Below are 22,417 nucleotides of genomic sequence, written 5' to 3' on the forward strand. Positions count from 1 at the left end.
CACTAACCATTTACAAACACTAGTTCAATGATGAATCGAATAGATCAGGCATTTATAGATAAAAAGGATCACCTGCTGAATGTGTATTTCACTGCCGGGTATCCCGAACTTAATGATACACTTGAGATTGCCAGGCACCTCAATGATGGTGGGGCGGATCTCATAGAAATAGGTTTGCCCTTTTCTGATCCCATAGCGGACGGCCCGACCATACAGGAGAGTTCGCACGTGGCATTGGAGAATGGAATGACACTCGCTTTACTCTTTGAGCAGCTTAAAGACCTTCGGAAAACTGTACAGGTGCCGGTGTTACTCATGGGCTATATCAACCCAATTCTTCAGTTTGGTTTTGAGGCGTTTTGCAAAAAATGCCAGGAAGTGGGTGTGGATGGTTTGATCCTGCCGGATCTGCCTATGTATGAGTATGAAGAGACCTACAAAGAGGTGCTGGATCAATATGGCCTTTACAACGTTTTTCTGATTACCCCTCAAACTTTGGGCGACAGGATCACCAAAATAGATGAGCTAAGCAAAGGGTTTATTTACATGGTTTCATCTTCCAGTACCACAGGAGCCAAATCCGGTATTAGCGAAGAGCAGATCGCCTATTTTGAGCGAATCAAAGCCCTAAATTTGAAGAACAGGAAACTCATTGGTTTTGGGATTTCCGATTATGCTTCTTTCAGTAAGGCCTGTGCATATGCCGATGGGGCCATCGTAGGCAGTGCATTTATTAAATTGTTGGCAGAGGATAAATCTGCTGCATCTATTAGCAACTACATTCATCAACTCAAAAATCCCCAGTCATGATCATACAGCTAGAACCAAATATTACTGCCGAACAGAAGGAAGGGCTGAAAGCCCAGATAGCTTCGTTGAAATACAAAACAAATGATGTGAAAACCCAAATGGGGGAGTATATCATTGGTATTGGTAAGGAAAAGTTTGATGTGCGGAACATTGGACACCTGCCTGGCATCAAGGACATTCATATAGTATCTGATGACTACAAACTGGTCTCGCGCAAATGGAAGGTGAACCGAACGGCCATAGACCTGGGCGATGGCGTGCTGATAGGGGATGGGCACTTTGCCATGATGGCCGGACCCTGCAGTATTGAGGGTGAGGAAAATATCGAAAAGACCATCCAACACCTGAAAGAAAATGACATCAAAATCATGCGTGGAGGGGTATATAAGCCAAGGAGCTCACCATACTCTTTTCGGGGTATGGGCATCGATGGCTTGAAACTTTGGTACAAAGCTGCCCGAGAGAATGGTATCAAAATCGTGACTGAGGTGATGCAGGTGTCGCAGATAGCTGAGATGTACGATTATGTAGATATCTATCAGGTGGGTGCCAGAAATACTCAAAACTTTAACCTGCTGGATGAGCTTGGCAAAGTGGATAAACCTGTGATGATCAAGAGAGGAATCTCGGGCACTATTGATGAACTGCTGTACAGTGCGGAATATGTTTTTGCGGGAGGTAATGAGCGACTCCTCTTGTGCGAAAGAGGCATCAGGACCTATGAGAAAGCCTCACGAAACACCTTTGATATCAACGCCATTCCTATCCTGAAGGAGAAAACCCATTTGCCGGTGATTGCAGATCCATCTCACGGGGTTGGCATCAGAGATTATGTGGAGCCGGTGGCCCTTGCTGCTACGGTGGCTGGTGCCGATGGGGTGATTTTTGAGATCCATGAGAAACCCGAAAAGGCTTTTTCTGATGGTCAGCAAACCCTCGACTTTGAAGAGTCTGCCAAGTTGATCAGAAAGATGCGAGCTTTGAAAGAGCTGGATTGAAACATCAGGGGGTGTCTAATCAAAACATCCCCTGATTACTTCATCACTAGTCGTCTGTCATTGGAATTTCTATGATGATCTGACATCCTTCTTCCGGCGCTGTATGGATTTCCATGTTTCCATTAAACATCTCTACCCTTCTTCTTATATTATTAAGGCCGATCCCTTCACCGTCATGTTTAGGATTGAATCCCTTTCCATCGTCCTGCAGGATCATTTGTAGTTTAAACTCGTTGACTTGAAACCAGAAGTCAAGTTTTGTGGCCTGTGAATGCTTAAGAATATTATTCAGTTGCTCTTGTAGAATTCTGTAAATATTCAGCTTGATTACAGCACTTAACTCCACCTCAGGGCAGATTTGAGTGTCAAAATTAATCTCATACTGATCATTCGTATTAATGCTTTGTAGGAGCTTATGCATGGCATCTTCCAGTGGAGTCTCTTCCATGTTGGAGGGAGCCAGACGGTGAGAGAGCTTTCGGATGTCATTGATCGCACTGTCCGTATAGGAGTGGGCTTTGGCTATACTCTGGTGATCATATCCAGGAATCGACTGAAGATGGTTAAGGTTCATGACGGATGCCACCAATAGCTGAATGATGTTGTCATGAAGTTCCCGTCCGAGTTCATAACGTTCTTCCTCTTGGGTATTGATAATGGCCTTGGCGATCTTCTGTTCAGCAGTGACTCTTTCAGTAATGTCTCTACACACCCCAATCATTGATAGGGGTTCCCCATCTTCATTCTTAGTTACTATCGCGTGAGCTTCGATGTGACGAATGTCATTGTTGGTCCATACCACTCTGAATTTCTCATTGAAGTGGCCCGTTTTCATGGCTTCTTTCACCTTGGTTTCAAAGCTGGCCACATCCCGTGGATGTATGCACTTAGTCCAGTCTTCATATTTGTGATCAAAATCATCAAAGCCAACCTCATACATGCCAAACATGTATTCGTTCCAGACCATTTTGTTATCTGGGATGTCCCAATCGAAAATGCCCATGTGAGCAGAGGTAGTGGCTAAAATGAGTCGATTGGAAAGTTCTTGGAGCTCTTTTTCAGCCTTTTTCTGGTCCGTGACATCCTGCATGGCTCCCAGCATCCTCACTGGGATTCCATTGTCATCGAACATGACATATGATCTGTCCAGGATAGAGCGGTATGAACCATCGGGGTCTTTGAAGCGGTACTCTTCAATAATAGAAGTCTTTCCATGGCGCAACGCATCACTCATCGATTTTTTCAGTTTGTCTATATCATCTGGATGCACTCTGGAGAAGAATGATTCATCACTTAGGAAGTCCGTGGTTCTGTTCTTTCCATAGAAAGAATAGAGCTGATCATTCCCAATTAATGTGTTGTTTACAATGTCCCAATCCCAGACAGCATCATTTGTGGCTTTGGCTATCAGTTCATAGCGTTCGTTAGATTTCCGAATAGCTTCTTCGGCTTTTTTGCTCTCTGTGAGATCCAGGAATGAGCCCAGAATTTTGAGTTGCTCGTCGGGTGCAGCCATAAAGGCGAAACATCTGATCAGAAGCGTTCCGTACTTGTTTGAAGCAATTTCATAGCGAATTTCATCTGTCCAGCCTGTGGCTTTTCTGTTTTGAATTTGTTCTAATTTTTCCAGGATTTTCCCTTGATCTTCAGGGTGGATTTTCTCCAGCCATTCGTCAAAAGAGGGGAGGCCATTGGCACGATCGAAACCGAAAAGGAGATAGTGACTATCGCTCCACCAGGCTTTGTTGCTGGACGGACACCATTCAAACAGTGCATCGTTGGTGGCTTTGGCTATGAGGTCGAAGCGCTCATAGGATTGCTGCAACTTCAAATCTCTTTTTTTGGATTCTGTAATATCCTGTAGCGTTCCTTCTACACGAATCAATTTTCCGTTTTTATCAAAACTAATACTACTTACGGCTTGTATGTAGCACACGTCTCCATTACTTGTAATGAATCGGAATTCAGTTTCTCGCCCCATTCCGTCTTTGGCCATGGCTTGTCGGTCTGCCGATACTTTTTGTCGGTCATCAGGGTGGATCATCATTTTGAAGGTTTCCTCAGGTATTGGGCCATCCGATTTATTCGATCCGCAGATTTTGTACATTTCATCTGACCAGTAGGTCTCGTTGGTGTCCCAGTTCCATTCCCAGTATCCCAACTTGGCTATTTCCTGAGCAGTAGTGAGTTGTTTGTGAGACTTCTGGAGAGATTTCTCGGCATTCACTTTCTCACTAATGTCAATCCCAACACCCATCAGGCATGTTTCATCGTTATACTGTATGGCAATTCCTGTAAAGTAGTAGGGCACTCGTTGACCATTTTTCAGCAAAAAGTCTGCTTCCACATTATCCTCACCGGATACGAATACATTCCCAATTTTTTCTGCAAGTAACTCTTGCTGATCCTCTGGGAAAAACTGGATAGGATGCATCTTGATGATTTCATTACCGGTGTAGCCCGTTACGGATTCGAAATTGCGGTTCCATCTGAGAAATTTTCCTTCTTGATCATACAAGTAAAACACACCGGGGAGACTATTTATAATGTTGTCAGAGAGCTCTTTTTCGTCGATAATTTTTTTCTCGGAGAGCTTTTGAGCAGTGATGTCCTGTGTAGCTCCTTTGAGTTTGACCACTTTTCCACCCTCAACCACCGGCTGTCCGATCACCCTTAGCCATTTGTCAGAGTCCAGAAGCTGAACTTCCAGATCATAGGGCTTCTTGGTTTTGATGGCATCATAAATGGCATTTTGAATCTTCTTTTGTGAGTCTGATGAGTAGAGGTTGATCCAGGACTCTTGATCTGAAGGTATATTCTCTTTTAGGTTATGTATTTCAAGAAACTCTGGGCTCCATATCCCCTTGGCCGCTGAATTAATTTCAAACTCCCAGGCGCCGATCTTTGCAATGCGACCAACTTCCCGGAGGATTTGCTCCCCTTCCCTCAGCGCTTTTTCAGCTTCTTTTCTTTCAGTGATGTCTCTCACGATCGCCTGGATGTTTCCATCTTCGGTGAGTTTGGAGCTAATCTCCACATTAAACTTCTCTCCATTCTTTCTCATCGCTACGCGCTCCACCATCCGATGGGTACCTGAGAGCAGGTCTTGCATCATCTCGGGTAAGTCATCTGCCTCTATCAAATCCAGGATACCGAGTTTCTTTACCTCCTCGGCAGTATATCCCGTCATCCTTAAGCCACTTTGGTTCACGTCGATAATCCTTGCCTTGGTATCAGTAATGAAAATACCATCAGATGCGTGTTCAAATAGAGATCTAAACTTTTGTTCACTCTTTTCTATATTTTTCCGGGCATCTCGCCTGGCGGTCACGTCATGCTGCACACCGAAATGTCCTATGATTCTTCCTGCCTCGTCGTAAAGTACAGTATAATCACCCTCTACCCAGAATTTAGAGCCATCCATTCTCCGCTCATCGGTATCCACTCTCAGTTTACCCTTGTCAAAAAAGTCAATCCAAATCTTTTTGCTGTTTTCCAGGTCGTGCTCGAAAAAATCTCGTGGAGTAAGGCCGATGAAATCCTCCTTTTGGGCACCATACTGATCCAGCATGGCCTGATTGATGTTGGTGATCCGCTGGTGGTCAAAGACATATTCCATGACGGTACCCTTGTCAGTTTGATCATTCCATTCTATTGGCTCCTCCAGCATCATAAAGAAAAATCCGGATAGGGAGTTGTTGAAGAAGAGGTCAAGTTCCTTCTTGCTTTCTAGCAAGTCATTTTGCACCCTCTTGTTCTCCGTGATGTCTTGGACCAATGACATCACGGAGGTTACTTCTCCTCGTTCGTTTTTTACAGTAGAGTTATACCAAACACAGTCTATGATCTTGCCGGATTTGGTGTAATTTCGGTTGATGGAGACGTTTCCACTTACTTTTCCAGACATCAAATCAACTGCTACTTTGCTGGTTTTTTCCAGGTCCTCTTCATAGATGAGATTGAAAGCAGTGATGTCGTTGCTGAGAATTTCCTCACTTGACCATTCAAAGATCTCCTCACACCTGGAGGACCATTGGGTTACTGTTAGCGATTGATCATATTCTACTATACCCAGTGGGCTATTGCTGAGGTGGCCAGCCAGCTGTTCATAAGCGCCCTTGAGCTCTTTCTCAGCAGTTTTGGTCTTGGTGATGTCATTGGCGGTGACCAGGTGATGAGGTGTGCCATTGAGGTCAAAGATTTCTATGGAAAGTAAAAAGGTAATATAAGATCCCGTTTTGCTTAGTACTCTTCTCTCCAAATCACGAATGCTGTTGCCTTTGGCCAGATGCCTGAGAATCTCTTCTCGGTTTTCCGCATTTTCTTCTGTCACAAGTCCAATCTCGAGAGCGGTTTTCCCAATGAGCTCCAGCTTTTCGTAGCCTACGATCTGACAAAGGGATTCATTGATGTCAATGATTTTATGCTGATCGTCCAAAATAGCCATTCCTATCACGTTGGAGTGAAAGGTTTTATGAAATAAGGAATCTTCAGATAGTTGACCTATCAGATCAGGCATTTTTATAGTGATCAGGCATCCCACAAAAGTTTCTGTATAGGGCTCGCCTTCATGTGTGAAAGAATACTCGCAAGGAACCATTTCTCCTTGTGCGGTAGATACAAAAGTTATTCCTTCACTTTCCCTGGAGATATCCAGCGATGAAGTTCGGAGTATGGTTTGAATTGGAGTGTCACATAATGACTTAAAACCAGTTAACTGATGTGCCCTTTCATTGGCTTCAAGGATACTTCCATTGGAGTCAATCAGGAATACGGATAGAATCCCATTTTTTATCAATGGGTGGTTTCCTTTGGATTTGACAATATCATGCATAGGCGCTTGAATTAATCTCAAACAAATCAACCATTAAAAAAGGTCTTACTATTGAAAACTCGTTGAGTGAGGGGATTTGATCGTCAGAAATGGGTTATTCAAAGGGAGATCATTGCCATTAGTCGTAAGACAGTACTTTATCCAAACCCATCTTTCGACCGTCATTTGATATGATATATTTTCATATAACGAATTGATGGCATGAAGGTTCTTTTATCCGATCCCTGGCTTATTGTTATCTTTGTAGGGAACAATAACCCAAAACCCCAAGTTTGTATTGTATGAAACAGATTTATGGACATTACACTGACGAGGATTTCCAGGTATGGAAGATTTTATACGAGCGTCAGATCAAAAACCTTCCGGAGGCGGCTTGTGACGCGCACATGGAAGGTTTGGAGAAAGTAATTTTCGTACCTTCAGAAATACCCCATTTTGACGGTACCAATGAAATTTTGGAAAAGCTCACTGGTTGGAGACTCGCTGTAGTACCGGGTATCGTCCCTGATTACACCTTCTTTGAACTGATGTCTAACCGACGGTTTCCGGCTACCACATGGCTCAGGAAGATGGAAGAGCTGGATTATTTGGAGGAGCCAGATATGTTTCATGACGTCTTTGCTCATGTCCCATTGCTTACCAATCAGGCCTTTGTGGACTTCTTGCAGGAGCTGAGTAAGATTGGTCTTGGCTATGTAGGAAATGACTATGCCATCGAAATCCTGTCCAGAATCTATTGGTTTACTGTAGAGTTTGGTTTGATTCAGGAGCAACAGGGATTGAGGATTTATGGTGCGGGCATATTGTCCTCAGCAGGGGAGACTAAATTTTGCCTGTCGGACAAGCCTCCGAAACATGATTTTGATGTGCGAACCATCGCGCAGACAGATTACAGGAAGGATGTGTTTCAGGAACAATATTTTGTAATCAAATCCTTTGAGCAATTGTACCAGAGTCTACCGGAGATCAAAGAAGTTTTGGCTGAAATGGTGGAGAAAAGAAAGGAAGAAAGTGTGCTTGCTTAGCATTTAGGATATAAATTTGTTTTCATAAAAGACCGTCTCAATTGATCATGAAAATCTTTTGGGACGGTTTCTTTTTGTTCATAGCATGAAAGTAGCCATTGTAAAATACAACGCTGGAAACATCCAGTCCCTGACCTTTGCCCTGAACCGGCTGGGGATTACTCCGGTGCTGTCTGATGACCCGCAAATACTCCTCACTGCCGATAAGGTGATATTTCCTGGGCAGGGAGAGGCCAGTTCGGCCATGAGGAGCCTGAGGGCAGCCGGGTTGGATCAGGTACTCAGACAGCTCAAGCAACCCTTTTTGGGTGTATGTCTGGGGATGCAGCTCATGTGTACTTCCTCTGAAGAGAATGATACACAAGGATTAGGTATAATACCCGAGAAGGTTCTTCGTTTCGCGGATCCTTCGGTGAAGGTGCCTCATATGGGTTGGAATGACATTACCGACTTGAAGTCACCTTTGACGCAGGGGATAGATGAGCATAGTTATCTCTATTTTGTGCACAGTTATTACGTGCCACTGAGTGAGTATACCATTGCTACCTGTGCTTATCCACAGCCTTTTAGCGCTGCACTTCATAAAGATAATTATTATGCCATTCAGCCACACCCCGAAAAGAGCGCTGATGCCGGTATGAAACTATTGGATAACTTTTTGAAACTATAAGGATGGAAATTATTCCGGCTATTGACATCATTGACGGGCAGTGTGTCCGCCTTACCAAAGGGGATTATGATCAGGTCACCAGATATTCGGATGATCCGGCACAGGTAGCCCGCGATTTTGAACTGGCGGGAATTTCCAGACTTCATGTGGTGGACCTGGATGGAGCCAAAGCCCGGCATGTGGTGAATATTGATACCCTTAGAAACATCACTTCGGCCACTGGGCTTTCCGTCGATTTTGGCGGGGGAGTGAAGACCAGGGAAGATCTGGAACTGGTGCTGGCGGCAGGTGCGAAGCAGGTGACTGCCGGAAGCATTGCGGTGAGTGATAAGGAGGAAGTCAAAAAGTGGATTGAAGAATTTGGCCCGGATAAAATTATCCTCGGAGCGGATGTGCTGGATGGAAAGGTAATGGTTTCGGGCTGGCAGGAATCCTCCGGAGAGGAGCTGATGGACTTTCTGAACTATTATGTGCAGTTGGGTATTCAATATGTCATCTGTACCGATATCAGCAAAGATGGAGTATTGGCCGGGCCGTCTTTTGAGCTGTATGAAGCCATACAGCTGCGATTCCCAGCGCTTCACCTGATTGCCAGCGGGGGTGTTTCCGGAAAGGATGACCTCATAAGATTGAAAAGACAAGGCCTCTATGGCGCTATTGTAGGAAAGGCTTTTTATGAAGGAAGATTAACTTTGGAAGAACTGACAACCATCTGATGCTCACAAAAAGAATCATACCTTGCCTCGATATAAAGGACGGACGCACTGTCAAGGGCGTGAACTTTGTAGACCTGCGGGATGCGGGTGACCCTGTAGAACTGGCAGAAAGATATACACGTGAGGGTGCCGATGAGCTGGTATTTTTGGATATTTCTGCCACTTTGGAGAAGCGAAAGACGCTCTTGGAGCTGGTGCGAAAGGTGGCTGAAGCCATTCATATTCCTTTCACCGTAGGGGGTGGAATCAGTTCCGTTGCGGATGTGCGGGCGTTGCTCAATGAAGGTGCTGATAAGATATCCATCAACTCATCAGCGGTGAAGAACCCAGACCTCATAGATGAACTGGCCGCCGAGTTTGGTAGCCAGTGCATTGTAGTGGCCATAGACAGCCGCAATGTGGATGGAATTGATTGGGTACATACCCATGGAGGCACCCGGCCTACTGAGCTGGAGACGATCGCCTGGGCAAAGGAAGTGGCCAGAAGGGGAGCCGGGGAGCTTCTACTGACTTCCATGGATCATGACGGTACCAAAGCCGGTTTTGCTGTGGATCTGACCCAGAGGGTGAGCCAGGCGGTTAACATCCCAGTGATTGCTTCCGGCGGAGGGGGGGACGAGTCCCATTTTGTGGAGATCTTTGGAGCAGGGGAGGCCGATGCTGCTTTGGCGGCCAGCATTTTTCACTATCAGGAAGTGGAAATCATGCATTTGAAGGATGAATTGATTAAAAATAACCTACCAATAAGAAAGTAATGGCATTGGATTTTCAAAAAGGAGACGGACTCATTCCGGCAGTGATTCAGGATGATCAGACTGGCAAAGTACTGATGCTTGGGTACATGAATGAAGAGGCGCTCGCACAAACCAGACAAACCGGACAGGTAACTTTTTTCAGCAGATCCAAAGGACGGTTATGGGTGAAAGGAGAAACTTCCGGAAACTTTCTGGAGGTAAGGGAAATCCTTGAAGACTGTGACGGAGACACACTGCTGATTAAGGCACTCCCCAAAGGACCAGTCTGCCACACCGGGAGCGACACTTGCTTCGATGAAGTGAACAGCAATCCAATCACTTTTCTTAATCACTTACGTGACATCATAGAAGACCGGAAGAAAAACCCTTCGGATAAGTCATACACTGCCAGCCTGTTCAAAGAAGGGATCAATAAAGTAGCGCAGAAAGTTGGAGAAGAAGCAGTGGAAGTTGTGATTGAAGCCAAGGATGACAATGCGGAGCTTTTTCTGAATGAATCAGCAGATTTGCTCTTTCATCTGATGGCTTTGCTTTCGTATAAGGATTTTTCCTTAGACGATGTGGTGAAAATACTGAAAACAAGGCATCAGGCTTCGTGATTGCTTAATTTTTTCATAGATTAAGGTCAATCAAGCCGACCTGTAATGAAAAAATACGATGTTGTGATCATTGGTGCTGGCCCTGCAGGCTATGCAGCCGCCATGCGCGCAGTAGATTTCAAGAAGAAAGTAGCCCTCATAGAAAAGAAACAATTAGGTGGTGCAGGTATACACCACGGAGCCCTCTGGAGTAAAACCTGGTGGGAGCTGAGCAGAGAAGCCTTTTCTCTGCGTAAACACGGCGAAGCCCTCAATACTGGTGGTGTACAGTTTAATTATAAAAAGCTGAAGTCTGAAGTGCAGAAAGCTGTGCAGGAGCGCATGGATCAGCTGGAGCACCACATGCACAATATCAATGTATCAATAGAGGAAGGACTCTTTGAGTACATCCAGGGCAATGCCAAAGTGAAAGATCCCAACACGATCGAAATTCAAAGATTTGAGGAAACCACTCAAATATCTGCAGACTATATCATAGTGGCCACGGGCAGCCGCCCGAGGTTGTTACCCGAAATTCCTATTGACGAGGAATGCATTTTCACCAGCGATGGACTGGATAAACTCGAAGATTTCCCCAAAAGCATGGTGATTGTGGGTGCCGGGGTGATTGGTTGCGAGTTTGCAACCATCTTCTCCAACTTTGGACATACCAAGGTGCACTTGATTGATAAAGGAGATCGCATACTTCCTTTTGAAGACGAAGATGTGGTGAAGGTAATTGAGAAAAACCTGGAGGCGAAGAATGTGCTGATTCACAGAAACTCCAGATTAATAGATATGCGTAAAGAGGGTGAAATGGTGGCCTATACGCTGGAGTATACAGACGGCTCCAAGGAGGTCTTTCGTGTAGAGAAAGCTTTAGTCTCTGTAGGTAGAGTGCCCCGATACGAGAATCTCTTTGAAAGTAATATGGACATCAAGATAGATGGCCGAGGGATTATTGATGATCTCACTCAGACGAGTATTCCGAATATCTATGCAGTAGGGGACATTACAGCGGATATTTCACTTGTGAATGTAGGTGAGTTGGAAGGAAGGTTTGCCATAGAGCGAATTTTCGGCAAACCGGAGCGGCCGCTGATTTATGAAAACATTTCTACCATTATGTTTCTGTCTCCGGAAGTAGCAGGAGTGGGTATGAATGAAATTCAGGCTCAAAATAGTGAACTGGGTTATAAGGTGGTGAGTATAGATTACTCCTGCATCCCCAGGGCCATTGCCATGCGTAACACCCAGGGCTTTATCAAAATCATGGTGACGGACGATGAGCATCAGAAAATTCTCGGGATGCGTGTGGTTGGTGAGCATGCTTCCAGTGCTATACAGGCGGTAGCATTACTGATTTCCATGGATCGGGGCATACGTGAGCTTGCCGAATTGATTCACCCTCACCCGTCGATCATAGAAGGCATTCAGGAATGTGGCCGTATGCTACTTGGGAAGTCCATGCTGAAGCCTGCGGTATTGAGACATGCCATGGTCTGCAAGACTTATGAAAAAGGTAAGTACAAGGATTTGATTGTTGTTTAAGAGATCTTCCCTTTTTATTTCCAGATAACCTCCTCAGGGAGTGTAAATGTCACTTCCTCTATTTGTGGATTTTCAGTGAATGAAACGGCCGTCTGTTCATAAGACAGACCAGGCAGTTTTTTGATGACTTTCAGCGGGATGCCCTGCCATACCCAAAGATGAGAAACCGGCCCCTTCTCAAACGCCCATTTGTTGCATGGTTTTCCGAGTAAGGTATCCATACCCACTTTACTTCCGCCTCTGCTCACCATGATGGCCTCAAACGCCTGAGCATTTGATTTGTAGGTCATCAGACCACTCCACCGTTCATCTTTGGCTTTTTCGCCCGAGCCTGAGGTGAGGTTGATTTTGAAGATATAATCTCCATCCGTCAGTTCTTTTCTATCCTCAGTACTCATGGTGCCATAGCGATTGATTTGAATCGTGCGGTGTTCCAGGGCTCTCCATCCATTTCTGTCAAAGTAAAGTGTGGCTGTGCCTGTGGCTCCACCACTGACGGTGTAGGAGATGATTCCACTTTGAACAGGATATTTGGCAGGAGTTTTTTTGTTGATGCTTTCAGAGTTGCCGGGCAGTTGTGACCAGCAGACCATTGGGATGATAAATATCACGTACATGAGGGGTTTCATGACTAAGGGCGTTGGTTACAGTAAAGGTGGGAAGATTTATTAAAAAAGAAAACCCTGGAAATTTAATCTCCAGGGTTCCAACCAGCTATAGACAAGATCCTGTATAACAGGAGTTGTTTCGTGAATTATAATATTGCTAAGTTGCAGCTTTTTTATATCGGAATTCTGCCAAAAAGCTTTACGAGACTGCCAAATTGCCGTTCGATGGTGCTTTTAAAGGCTTCAAACGCTGTTTGTTAACTTATGAGTAGAAAGACGCTACTTCATTCAGCGGTTTCCTTTTGAGGTCAGGTACATAGGCATCTGAGTCAGGATAGCCCACGGGCAACAGTAGAAAAGGGCGTTCATTGGCAGGTCTTTGGAGTACCTGTGTGAGAAAGTTCATGGGTGAAGGGGTATGGGTAAGGGTGACAAGCCCGGCTTGATGGATAGCAGTGATGAGCATTCCACAGGCGATGCCCACAGATTCATTGACATAATAGTAGTTGGATTTCTCACCATCTATCTCTGCATAGGCTTTCTTAAATACAACGATGAGCCATGGGGCCTTCTCAAGAAAGGGCTTGTGCCAGTCTGTACCTATTGGCTTCAGGTCTTTTAGCCACCGCTCACTCATTCTGCCGTTGTAGCTTTCATACTCTTCGCGTTCTGCGGCTTTTCTGATTTCTGATTTCAGTTCAGGATTGGACACCACACAGAATGTCCACGGTTGCTTATGGGCACCGGAAGGCGCAGTGGAGGCAGTCATAATGATGTGCTCGATCAGCTCCTGAGGGACGGGTTCGTTACTAATGTCCCTGACGCTCCTTCTAAGCTCCATGTATTGGTGAAATTCTTCTGCCCGCCGGAGCATTTCAGGTTCTTGCAGGCTGATGCTATGGTATTTGAGATGGGTATAGCCGTTTATTACTTTCGTTTCCATTTGGGGGTGTTTATAGGTTCTTAATTACTTCTTTGAATAGCGCCACCAGGTGTTTTTCAGCTTTCTGAGCGGTGCTAATGATGTCGTTGATATCCACCGGATGAAGGTTGTCAGGATCACATTCATCTGTAAGCACTGATACGGCACTCACCGGAAGGCCCAGTTGATTGGCGGCAATCACCTCTGGTACGGTGGACATGCCCACCACATCAGCTCCAATATTTCTCAGGTATCGATACTCAGCCCTCGTTTCCAGATGCGGCCCTGATACTGCCACGTAGACCCCCTCATGAAGGGGGATGTTTTCTTTAGTGGCCAGGTTCTTCATGAGCTTGTTCATTTCTGCATCATACGGTGCACTGAGGTCCGTAAAGATAGGGCCAAAATCAGCGGCCTGTTTCCCTCGCAGTGGGTTGTCGGGCTGCAGGTTGATGTGATCATCTATGAGCATGAGCTCGCCTTTTTTCCAGGAGAGGTTCATACACCCTGCTGCATTACTCACCAAAAGTTTCTGAATCCCGAGAAATTTCATCACACGAACCGGAAAAACAACTTCTGCCATGCTGTAACCTTCATAGTAGTGAAACCTGCCGCTCATGGCGATCACCCACTTGCCTTCGAGCTTACCGTAGATCAGCTTTCCTTTATGAAACTCCACTGTGGCAATGGGGAAGTGAGGAATTTCGTCATAGCTGATTTCTTTGATGACCTCTATGTGTGCGGTGAGTGCTCCGAGTCCGGTACCCAGGATGATTCCCAATTCAGGGTGTTCAAATCCACTTTCGCGCAGGAAAGCAACCGTTTCTTTTACTTTTTCAATCATTTACTTGACAAGGTTATAGCTTTTAAGTGGTCCATTGTTTTGAACTACCCAGAGCATTTGGGTTCCATTGACGTTCTGAATACTCATCTTACGAATATCGCCCGTCCAGTTCAGGAATTGAAAGTTGTTTGCATCAAATGTCAGAGCCCTTTCAGTACCCCACAAAATAAGCCCTCCTCCGGCATCATATGGTCCCTGTTCTACTTCCGAATAGCTCATATTACCACCAAGGAGCAGGTCTTTGACCTGATCCCCATTGAGGTCCAGAAAGACCATGTCGTAAATGGGAAAAGATTGTGCGATCGTGGGGAAGGCAGAGAAGATCATGGAGTCTTCCCTAAGGGTGAAGTATCCAGACCTTAGTTCATAGAGGTTATAAGTTGTGGCCTGCGCCAGCTGATCAGAGGAGAAAATATCTTCTAACCGGGCTTCTGCATAGGTCTGGTTGTTGATGAACTTCTTTTTGAGATGGGGTAATACCCCGGTGATCGTTTCCTTCCTTGGGAGTGGCCATCTTTCACCATTCAGGTAATGAGTGATGATGGTTTCCTTCTGATCATTCTGATCAAAATCAGATTGATAGGCTGTGATAGGCTCCGATGAGGAAACTTCGAAAAGGTGGTTGAGTCCTAGATTTCCGACCATGAGTTCATTTTTCTCATCGCCATCGAGATCCAAGACGACCAGGGAATTCCATAATCCGTGTGATTTCGACAGTCCCATTTTTTCTGTTACGTTTTCAAAGGATTTTCCTGATTGGTTTTTGAGGATGGTTATGGGCATCCATTCTCCTGCCAGGATCAGGTCATCGTACCCATCTTCATTGTAATCCCACCAGAGGGCATCATTGACGATCCCCTCCACAGCAGGCAGCAGGGTACTCCGAAGCAGTTGACCGTTTCTGTTTTCGAGAAGTATTGAAGGTTCACTACTCGGGTATTGCCCAGGTACCGCGCCACCCCCGATGAAGAGGTCAGGGTCTCCGTCCTGATCAAAATCGGAAACCTTTACCACGGTGCCGGAGTGAGATATTTTGGGTAAGGTGCCTTTTTGAAAACGGCCTTTACCATCATTTAGGTATAAACGGTCCTGGTAAGTTGGATTGCCTTTGGGGAATGAGCTCCCTCCGGAAACCACGTACAGATCAAGATCTCCATCCAGGTCCAGATCCACCAGTGCTGCCCCCAGGTCTTCAGGTTCCAGATCCAGGGTCAAAGTTTTTTCTTCTATTCTCTGGAATGCTCCATCCTTTTTTTGAAGCAATATGGCTCCTGATTGGCCACTTCCGCCTCCCACGAATACATCCTCCAGTCCATCCCCATTGAGGTCACCAAGGGTCATATGTGGTCCTTTGCGGGATTGCGGTTTGAATAGGAGTGGCTCTTGTTTGAAGTCGTTAAAAGTGCCGTCTTGATGGGTGAAAAGTGTTGTTTCAGATTCCTCAAAGAGCTTTTTGACTGATGTCTGAGGTATTTCTTTTGGTTGATACCCGATCTCCAGGGTTTGGTCAATGGCAAAATCGGCTACGGTCTGAACTGTTTGATCTGGCCAGATGACTTCAATGGATTTCACTTTCGGTTCGGTGGACAGTCCAAAGTGTGCGACGGGCTCACTGCTGGAGAGGTAACCCCTTGAGGATTGCAGAATGATCGTTTGCCGCACTTCGTCATATCGGAATATAACCCGAGCGCCCAGTCCAAAAGGATTGCCTTCAGGGCCATGCAATTTCACTTTTAGGAAGTGACTGCCAGGCTGTTGTTGGATGCTATTATTTTGGTAGATAGAAGCCGGCAAGTCCATATTATTGACCACCAAATCCAGATCCCCATCATTATCAAGGTCCCCATAGGCCGCACCATGGCTAAAGGTGGCTTCCGAAAGTCCGGCTTGCTGAGCGATATTCGTAAATGTAAAATCGTGATTATTGAGGTAAAGGTAATTGGGGAGGGGAGTGGATGGAATCAGGTCTATCCAGTCGAGTACGGTTTCTCTGTTGAAAACATCGACGCCTTGTTGCCTGGCGCGCTGTATGGAGTCAGAATTGAAATCAATAAAGTCTTTGTTGGACATGTCACGCTTGATACCATTGGTAATGAAAAGGTCCTGATGACCATCCAGGTTGAGGTCTGCAAAGAGTGCTGACCAACTCCAGTCTGTTTTTTCTATTCCCGAGAGACAACCAATTTCAGAGAATGCGTTGGGGCCAGTTTTAAGTTGTAAGACATTGCGCATGAGCTGTTTTCCGTAACCCATATCTGCTAGTCTTTCATATCGGTTTTGGGTCATATTGGTGGCGAATATTTTCTGTCGCTCGTTGGTAGCAGCCAGCATGTCCAATACGATGAGGTCCAGCTCTCCATCATTGTTCATGTCCCCCAGGTCTGAGCCCATGCTGTTTTGACTCATATGATCAAAGCCTGAATATGATGGTGTAAAGGTCTGATCTCCGTTGTTGAGGAAGACTACATCCGGTTCTATGAAATCATTGGCCACAAACAGGTCGAGCCACCCGTCATCATTGAAATCAGCCGCCAGGGCACTGAGGCCGAATCCATGGTACGCAAGGCCTGATTGTTCCGTAATGTCTTCAAAGTGCCCTAGGTTGTTTACATAGAGGTGATAGGATTGGTCTTTGCTTTCGGGAGCCGTGATGCGCCGGGAGTCTCCATTTTCATTAGATACCCGCATCTGTATGGCCTTGTCGAAATCAGCAGGGTGATTCACCAGGAAGAGATCCAGATCGCCATCTCTGTCCATGTCAAAAAATACGCTTTGTGTACTGTAGGCCTTATCCTGAAGTCCAAGATTTTTACCTTGTTCAGTAAAGGTCAGGTCTTTGTTATTGATAAAGACCAGGTTGTTTCGAATGTTTTCATTGGGGTGGGCGTCCCTGCATACATATATATCCAGCCAACCGTCTCCATTGATATCGACCATGGAAATACCTGTTTTGTAACCCTGTGCAGCTTTGGTTCCCGAACTGAGCGTAATGTCTTCAAATTTGAAGTTTCCTTTATTCAGGTAAAGCTTGTTGGCATTGGCATTTCCGGAGAAGTAGAGGTCAGCCAAACCATCATTGTTGATGTCACCAATGGCGACGCCTCCTCCGTTGTAGATATATTTCCAGGTGAACAGGTTGAAGTCTTTACGCTCGTTGAGGTCATTGATGAAATCCACTCCTGATTCGGTCGGACTTACTTTCGTAAAGAGGGTTTGCCTGGGGTCTTCCTGATTCGTACATCCAAAAAGGGAAATGACGAGTGTTACGACACAGAAGGCTCGTGTTTTGGTTGAGTTCATAGTCACCGGATTTGGGGTGAAAATTAAAGACTTTTTATAGCAAAGAAGGAAATCTGTTTTTAAATTGACCGACCAAATCAATCATTCCTACAAAACATGAAAAGGATTTTTCTGCTACTTACCATTTTTGGCTCTTTTGGGCTTTCTGCTCAGAAACTGATCACCTCTACACCCTTTGAGTTATTCGGAAATCATTTGTTTATTTCGCTGAGTGTGGATGACTCTGAGCCGGTGGATTTCATTTTCGATACGGGAGATGGACTGGCTGTGATTGATATCGATTTGGCCAAGAAGTTGAATCTAAAAACGGATCATCAAAAGTCCAAAACCAGTGCTCAGGGGACCATCAGCGGGGCACTGATTGCCCACAATAAGGTAGAAATAGGCGATGTGAAGGTGAATGATATTGAGCTCTACACCACCAATTTGCGTCATTTGGAACGTACGATCGGTAGAAACATCGATGGAATTATAGGCTATGACCTCCTTAAGAATTATGTGGTTGAATTGAATTATGATGAGATGGTCATGAACCTGTATCAGCCTGATGGGTTTGCTTATCAGGGAGCAGGAGAAGCCTTTAAGTTTAAACTGGTGAATTATATCCCGACGATAGAGGCCAGTGTAACATTGAATAATGGAGAGTCATACAAGGATTACTTTTTCATCAATACCGGAGCCGGTACCAGCATGGATTTCAACACTTTTTTTGCGACCAAGCACGACGTGATTTCTAAGACCGGAAATCACTATTCGTATCCTGTGGCGGGTCTGGCAGATCAGGAGACCATGCACTACGAAGGGCGAGTAAAGAAATTTAGCGTTGGTAGTTTTGAGTTTGATGAAATGCCAGTGGGCATTAGTCAGGCCAAGCATGGCATCCAGCATAACAAAAAAGTGGCGGGTATTTTGGGTAATAACCTGCTCCAGCGTTTTAATATCACATTTAATTACAGCACCAGCACCGCATATTTTGAAGCCAATGACTTGAATAAGCAGCCTTTTTTGGTGAATGCCAGTGGGCTGAACCTTCAGTATGGAGAGGATCTCCAGAAGTTGCTCGTTCACCGGGTGTTTGAGGGGAGTCCGGCAGAAGCTGCGGGGATAAAAGAGAATGCTGAGGTTATCTCAATTAACGGCACGGATATCGGCACTTATACGCTTCCAGAGATCAGGAAGATGCTCAAAGACATAGACAATAAAACAGTCACTCTGGAATATCGCCAGGAGGGGGTCACCTCAGAAGCATCGCTCAATCTTGAGCCGCTGCTTTAAAAAGTATAGATTGATTTTACTTAAACCGAATCAAGGGCCTGCAAAATGATATTGCAGGCTTTTTTTATTTCATCAAAGGTGATGATAAGCGGAGGGGCTATTCTCATAGAATTGTCACAAAACAAGAACCAGTCCGTGACTACCCCCAATTCGATGGCCTTGTCTATGACTGGCTTCAGAAGTTCAAATGACTCCAGTTCGACGGCCATCATGAGTCCCTTGTTTCTGATGTTGATGATCTTGGGGTGCACCAGTAGCGACCTGAAATAGTCGGCCTTAGCCTCCACTTCGGCCAGTAGATTTTCACTCATTATGGTCTCAATGGTAGCCAAAGAGGCAGCGGCACTTACGGGGTGCCCTCCGAAAGTGGTAATGTGCCCCAGGATGGGATTGTCTTTGAGTACATCCATGATTTCTTTGCTACTGATGAAGGCACCGATGGGCATACCTCCGCCCATACCCTTGGCGCTGACGAGGATATCCGGTACTATGTTGTAATGTTCAAAAGCCCAGAATTTGCCTGTGCGACCAAAGCCAGCCTGAATTTCGTCGAGAATCAATAAGGCACCTACCTCGGTACATTTGGCCCTTAGTGCTGCGAAGTACTCAGGAGAGGCTATGCGTACTCCCGCTTCACCCTGCACCGTCTCCACCAGTACGGCAGCCGTCTGATGATCTATCAGGTCCAGCGCTGGCAAGCTGTTGAACGGCATATGCAGGTGACCGGGAATCAGTGGACGGTAGTTTTGCTTGAAAAACTCATTGCCTCCAGCGGACAATGCCCCTTGTGATGACCCGTGATAAGCATCTTTGCATGAAATGATGTGAGGCTTCCCAGTGAATCGCTTAGCTAGCTTCATGGCGCCCTCTATGGCCTCACTGCCGGAGTTTACCAGATAGACTGATGTCAATGGTGCCGGGAGTGTCCGGACAAGAGCCTCAGCAAGTTTGACCTGTGGGGTCTGTACATACTCACCGTAGACCATCAGGTGCATGTATTTGTCTATCTGGTCCTTGGCAGCTTTCACCACGTGGGGGTGGCAGTGCCCTACGTTGCTCACACCTATGCCGGAGATCAGATCAATGTAGGCTTTGCCTTCGGGACTGTACATGTAAATGCCTTCGGCTCTTTCTATTTCTACGAGCAGTGGGAAATCCGTGGTTTGGGCCAGATGGCTAAGGAAGAGCTGTCGGTTGCTTATCATGCCGCAAAGGTAACAAAGGATTCAAAGCGCAGTATCGGAAGATATCTTTACCTCACTTTGGCGGGAGTATAACCACCGTTTTTTTCTCTGCGATGGACACTGCGCCATCCGTAGAGAGACATTGGATAAGGGCGCGATAAACTCCTGTTTCGTCGGAGGATTTCACGGTCCAATCATTCTGTTTACCAGCTGTATTGATGAGTTCGTGTCTGAAATCTGGTAGATCTGAAGCCGGGTTTTTTTGCGAGTGTAGAAAACCCGTCACTTCTATTTTTTGATCAATAATATTTTTGATTAACGCATCGGGTGCATCATCCTGAAGCTGAATGCCGAGTATACCTCCATGCACACCTAATCCCTCAAAAACACCAAGGTGCTCTTTGCTGCTGATCACTTTAATTTCATCAATATAGATGGGCGGAATGGTCCAGATCATATCATCATTGGCCACCTGATGATCGTTAATGATAATGGTCGGTTTATAATAGAAAGTTTCACCTGAAACCGGATCATTGATTCTGAGCTCCTTCTCACCCTTAACAGACCGGATACCTATGCCCACCAGAATGTCTACCACCACCTCCTGAAACGACTTCAGGATGACATAATCGGTCATGTCATATACCCGATCGGCTGTCAGTTGGTCGTATAAGCTTGGCTGGTTGAGCAGGGTTTCCGACTGGTATTGGGCCATTACCCGTTTTAGTCCGACTGCCTTGTTGATCAGTGAGTCCGTGGCTGGCTCTTCGATGTATTCAATCTCCGGGAGGTTAATACTCAGATTTTCAAACTTCACCTGCGTCTTAATGGGTCCTCCTGTAGAGTCCTTTACTGCATAAGTAAAGGTTTGCTGGTCGTGGAAATCTGTCAATGGCAGGTTGAACCGGCCGTCCATAATTTCAAGCGAATAGCTCATTTTGTTTTTCCATTGATAGAAATGAACCCATGAACCTTCTGGCAAAACGGTTTCGGTTTCGCCTCTGAGATCTATTCCCAGTTCAGGTGGTATGGTCATTGAAAAGGGCGTAGATTCAGAAAGGATGTTGTTCCACTTCTGATCAAACCAAGAAGTGGAATAAATCAGCAGATCGTCGATACTTAAGGTACCTGCCGCAGATACTCTGGCACTGATCGGGGCAAAGGCATAGTGCAGGGCCATGTCAGTGAGTAAATAGGTGTTGGAGCTGAACGCGTCAGGTATGCTCATGGAGAAAGTGGATGCAGCACCGGAAGCGGCCGGAAATTCATAGGAAATTTGGGTGTCCGTTTTCACCGTATCAGGCCCTGAAAGAGTCATTGTTTTGGGTAGGGTGTGGAAGGGACGGATCGCCAGCACATTCCATTGCTCATCTAGCAGTGCAGCAGTATGAAAATGTCCCTGAAGCGCTGAGGAGGGTAATACAAAGGTAGCAGTGCCCTGGTCGTTGAAGGTGACCGGAAGGATAGACTGGAGGCGATTGCCAGACTCCAAAACCATCGAGAGGGACTGGTTTGATGCTTCCGTAGTGAGGACATTGACGAAATACCGACTGCCAACTTTGGATACCTTGAACGTGGCTCCTGATCGCTCAATATCCATTGCCTGTCGGTGAGTTTTTCCCGACAATGTGGATACCTGAATGAAGTAGTCCTCTTTTCGGTCAGGAGTAAAAAAAGTCACTCCAAAGCCCTCATTGAATAGAAACTCGGAGATCACCTTTCCTGATTTGCTCATGATCTTACCACTTGTGGCATCTGCCTGAGGCGCTGAGATAAGAACCTTTTGATTGTGTCCGGGGATCAGTTTACCACCTTCGGGATACACTGAAAAAGTCCTTTTAGCTTGTATGCTAGTAAACTTTTGGGTGGTTCCGGGATCCCAGATATTCTTAATATAGACAGGAGTGATGGCCCTCAGGTCTTCCTCAAAGTTTTGCATGTAAGCTGAATGAGCCACCAGAAAATAGCTTCCCGTAGGAGTGGTGTGAGGAATGTACCAGGATCCATAAAAAGTACCTGCCTGATTCTTGAAGTTCAGCGTCCTTAAAGTACGGCCTGTGGTATCTACGAGCGAAACCTTCATCACCTGACTGATAGCATCCGTGGGCCTAAAAAACAGATCGGTAACCATCCCCGAAATTCGCAAGGTATCTCCGGTGAAAACTACACGGGAACCAACTTGCAGAACGGGCGTTTCAATTGGATGATTTTCAATGAATCGCATGAATTTTCCCTCCAGATCCTCACTGATTGACTGGGTTTTTGCCTCACAGAGCACCAGCATCAGTAGTATGAAAATTAGATTTTTCATCATTCTGCAATAGTTGAGATTGGAAATGGAAATGGA

16 protein-coding genes are annotated in these 22,417 nt (G+C 45.7%); 9 read left to right on the forward strand and 7 right to left on the reverse strand.

Annotation, left to right across the window (positions count from 1 at the left end; translation table 11 throughout):
* The first annotated feature begins 30 nt into the window (after nucleotides 1-30).
* Nucleotides 31-810: a tryptophan synthase subunit alpha gene (gene trpA, locus GV030_RS01240; RefSeq protein WP_159583553.1), complete on the forward strand. Its 780-nt coding sequence runs from the start codon at nucleotides 31-33 to the stop codon at nucleotides 808-810.
* On the forward strand, nucleotides 807-1,808 hold the full coding sequence (aroF, locus tag GV030_RS01245; protein ID WP_159579006.1) for a 3-deoxy-7-phosphoheptulonate synthase: 1,002 nt from the start codon (nucleotides 807-809) through the stop codon (nucleotides 1,806-1,808). The genes trpA and aroF overlap by 4 nt, the downstream gene beginning before the upstream one ends.
* 46 nt (nucleotides 1,809-1,854) lie before the next feature.
* Here the strand turns inward: aroF and GV030_RS01250 are convergent, their stop codons facing one another.
* Nucleotides 1,855-6,642 carry a PAS domain S-box protein gene (locus tag GV030_RS01250; RefSeq protein ID WP_159579008.1) on the reverse strand — a complete coding sequence of 1,596 codons (4,788 nt, stop codon included), beginning with the start codon at nucleotides 6,640-6,642 and terminating at the stop codon, nucleotides 1,855-1,857.
* 281 nt (nucleotides 6,643-6,923) lie between these two features.
* Here GV030_RS01250 and phhA point away from each other — a divergent pair, with 281 nt between their 5' ends.
* From phhA to GV030_RS01280, 6 genes are all read left to right on the forward strand, one after another.
* Nucleotides 6,924-7,667 carry a phenylalanine 4-monooxygenase gene (phhA, locus tag GV030_RS01255; protein ID WP_159579010.1) on the forward strand — a complete coding sequence of 248 codons (744 nt, stop codon included), beginning with the start codon at nucleotides 6,924-6,926 and terminating at the stop codon, nucleotides 7,665-7,667.
* 85 nt (nucleotides 7,668-7,752) lie between these two features.
* Nucleotides 7,753-8,337, forward strand: a complete 585-nt coding sequence (gene hisH, locus GV030_RS01260) for an imidazole glycerol phosphate synthase subunit HisH (protein WP_159579012.1) — start codon at nucleotides 7,753-7,755, stop codon at nucleotides 8,335-8,337.
* A 2-nt stretch (nucleotides 8,338-8,339) separates the two neighbouring features.
* Nucleotides 8,340-9,053: a 1-(5-phosphoribosyl)-5-[(5-phosphoribosylamino)methylideneamino]imidazole-4-carboxamide isomerase gene (hisA, locus tag GV030_RS01265; protein WP_159579014.1), complete on the forward strand. Its 714-nt coding sequence runs from the start codon at nucleotides 8,340-8,342 to the stop codon at nucleotides 9,051-9,053.
* Nucleotides 9,053-9,808, forward strand: coding sequence for an imidazole glycerol phosphate synthase subunit HisF (gene hisF, locus GV030_RS01270; RefSeq protein ID WP_159579016.1), 756 nt, complete (start codon nucleotides 9,053-9,055; stop codon nucleotides 9,806-9,808). Before hisA ends, hisF begins: the two co-directional genes overlap by 1 nt.
* The gene (gene hisIE, locus GV030_RS01275) at nucleotides 9,808-10,407 is read left to right on the forward strand and encodes a bifunctional phosphoribosyl-AMP cyclohydrolase/phosphoribosyl-ATP diphosphatase HisIE (RefSeq protein ID WP_159579018.1); all 600 of its coding nucleotides are present in this window, start codon (nucleotides 9,808-9,810) and stop codon (nucleotides 10,405-10,407) included. The genes hisF and hisIE overlap by 1 nt, the downstream gene beginning before the upstream one ends.
* Before the next feature lie 45 nt (nucleotides 10,408-10,452).
* Nucleotides 10,453-11,937, forward strand: coding sequence for an NAD(P)/FAD-dependent oxidoreductase (locus GV030_RS01280; protein WP_159579020.1), 1,485 nt, complete (start codon nucleotides 10,453-10,455; stop codon nucleotides 11,935-11,937).
* A 14-nt stretch (nucleotides 11,938-11,951) separates the two neighbouring features.
* Here GV030_RS01280 and GV030_RS01285 read toward each other — a convergent pair whose 3' ends face one another.
* From GV030_RS01285 to GV030_RS01300, 4 genes are all read right to left on the reverse strand, one after another.
* Entirely contained in the window at nucleotides 11,952-12,566 is a 615-nt protein-coding gene (locus tag GV030_RS01285) for a hypothetical protein (RefSeq protein WP_159579022.1), read from the reverse strand.
* A 241-nt stretch (nucleotides 12,567-12,807) separates the two neighbouring features.
* Entirely contained in the window at nucleotides 12,808-13,488 is a 681-nt protein-coding gene (locus GV030_RS01290) for a nitroreductase family protein (protein ID WP_159579024.1), read from the reverse strand.
* 10 nt (nucleotides 13,489-13,498) lie between these two features.
* Nucleotides 13,499-14,311 (reverse strand): purine-nucleoside phosphorylase, encoded by an 813-nt coding sequence (locus GV030_RS01295; protein WP_159579026.1) that lies wholly within the window; start codon nucleotides 14,309-14,311, stop codon nucleotides 13,499-13,501.
* On the reverse strand, nucleotides 14,312-17,611 hold the full coding sequence (locus GV030_RS01300; protein ID WP_159579028.1) for a VCBS repeat-containing protein: 3,300 nt from the start codon (nucleotides 17,609-17,611) through the stop codon (nucleotides 14,312-14,314).
* Nucleotides 17,612-17,707: 96 nt separating this feature from the next.
* Here GV030_RS01300 and GV030_RS01305 point away from each other — a divergent pair, with 96 nt between their 5' ends.
* A complete protein-coding gene (locus GV030_RS01305; RefSeq protein WP_159579030.1) occupies nucleotides 17,708-18,886 on the forward strand; it encodes an aspartyl protease family protein in 1,179 nt (392 codons plus the stop codon).
* A 20-nt stretch (nucleotides 18,887-18,906) separates the two neighbouring features.
* On the opposite strand, the gene GV030_RS01310 is transcribed toward GV030_RS01305, so the two are convergent.
* Both GV030_RS01310 and GV030_RS01315 read right to left on the reverse strand, forming a co-directional pair.
* Nucleotides 18,907-20,088: an aspartate aminotransferase family protein gene (locus GV030_RS01310; protein ID WP_159583555.1), complete on the reverse strand. Its 1,182-nt coding sequence runs from the start codon at nucleotides 20,086-20,088 to the stop codon at nucleotides 18,907-18,909.
* A gap of 55 nt (nucleotides 20,089-20,143) precedes the next feature.
* Nucleotides 20,144-22,384, reverse strand: a complete 2,241-nt coding sequence (locus tag GV030_RS01315) for a hypothetical protein (protein ID WP_159579032.1) — start codon at nucleotides 22,382-22,384, stop codon at nucleotides 20,144-20,146.
* Nucleotides 22,385-22,417: the final 33 nt, after the last annotated feature.

It is taken from the genome of Marinoscillum sp. 108 (assembly GCF_902506655.1).
Taxonomy (GTDB): domain Bacteria; phylum Bacteroidota; class Bacteroidia; order Cytophagales; family Cyclobacteriaceae; genus Marinoscillum; species Marinoscillum luteum.